The following is a 1,031-nucleotide window of genomic DNA, read 5'->3' on the forward strand; positions in this document are numbered from 1 at the left end:
GTGGTGAGGGTGGTGGTGTGGGTGTGTTGGGGGTTGGGGTGGTGGGGGGTGGTGTGGGTGTGGGGTGGGAGGTGGGGGGTGAGGGTGGGGTGGGGGGCGATTTCGGTGTAGAGGGTGATGTGGTGGGTGTGGGTGAGGTGGGTGATGCCTTGGTGGAAGTGGACGGGTTGGCGGATGTGTTGGGTCCAGTAGGTGGGGTCGTGGTGTTGTTGGGGGGTTGCGGGGGTGCCGGTGAGGTTGGAGATGACGGGGATGGTGGGGGTGTGGGTGGTGGGGGTGTGGTGTTTGAACAGTTCGGTGAGGTGGGTGTGGAAGGTGTTGAGGATGGGTTCGGTGTGGGTGCTGTGGAAGGCGTGGGTGACTTTGAGGGGTCGGTTGTGGATGCCGGCTGTGGTGAGTTCGGTGGCGAGTTGGTTGAGGGTGGTGGTGGGTCCGGCGAGGGTGGTGGCGGTGGGTGAGTTGTAGGCGGCGATTTCGATGTCGGGGTGGTGTTGGAGGTGGGGGGTGAGGGTGTGGGGGTCGGTGAGGGTGGCGAGCATGGTGGTGCCGGTGGGGAGGGTGTTGAGGAGTTTGGCGCGGGTGGTGACGATGTCGGCGGCGAGGGTGAGGGGGAGGGTGCCGTTGAGGTGGGCGGCGGAGAGTTCGCCGATGGAGTGGCCGATGAGGGCGTGGGGGGTGGCGCCGTGGGTTTGGAGGAGGTGGTAGGTGGCGATGTGGTGGGCGAAGAGGGCGGGTTGGGTGTAGAGGGTGGTGTTGAGGAGGTTGGCGTGGGGGGTGCCGGGTTGGGCGAACATGATGTGTTGGAGGGGGGTGTCGAGGTGGGGGTTGAGGGCTTCGCAGGCTTCGTCGAGGGCGTGGGCGTAGGCGGGGTGGGTGGTGTAGAGGTGGTGTCCCATGCCGGGTCGTTGGCTGCCTTGGCCGGAGAGGATGAGGGCCCAGGGGGTGGGTCCGGTGGTGGTGCGGGTGGGTCCGGTGGTCAGGGCGGGGTGGTCGCGGCCTTCGGCGAGTGCGGTGAGTGCGGTGTGTAGTTC

Annotated in this window: 1 protein-coding gene; it reads right to left on the reverse strand. The window is 67.1% G+C overall.

Annotated features, from left to right (window positions below; translation table 11 throughout):
- A partial coding sequence (locus tag ACIQNG_RS39120) for an acyltransferase domain-containing protein (RefSeq protein ID WP_401492039.1) occupies positions 1-1,031 on the reverse strand: 1,031 nt, incomplete at both ends.

Source organism: Streptomyces sp. NPDC091377 (assembly GCF_044757045.1).
Lineage (GTDB): Bacteria > Actinomycetota > Actinomycetes > Streptomycetales > Streptomycetaceae > Streptomyces.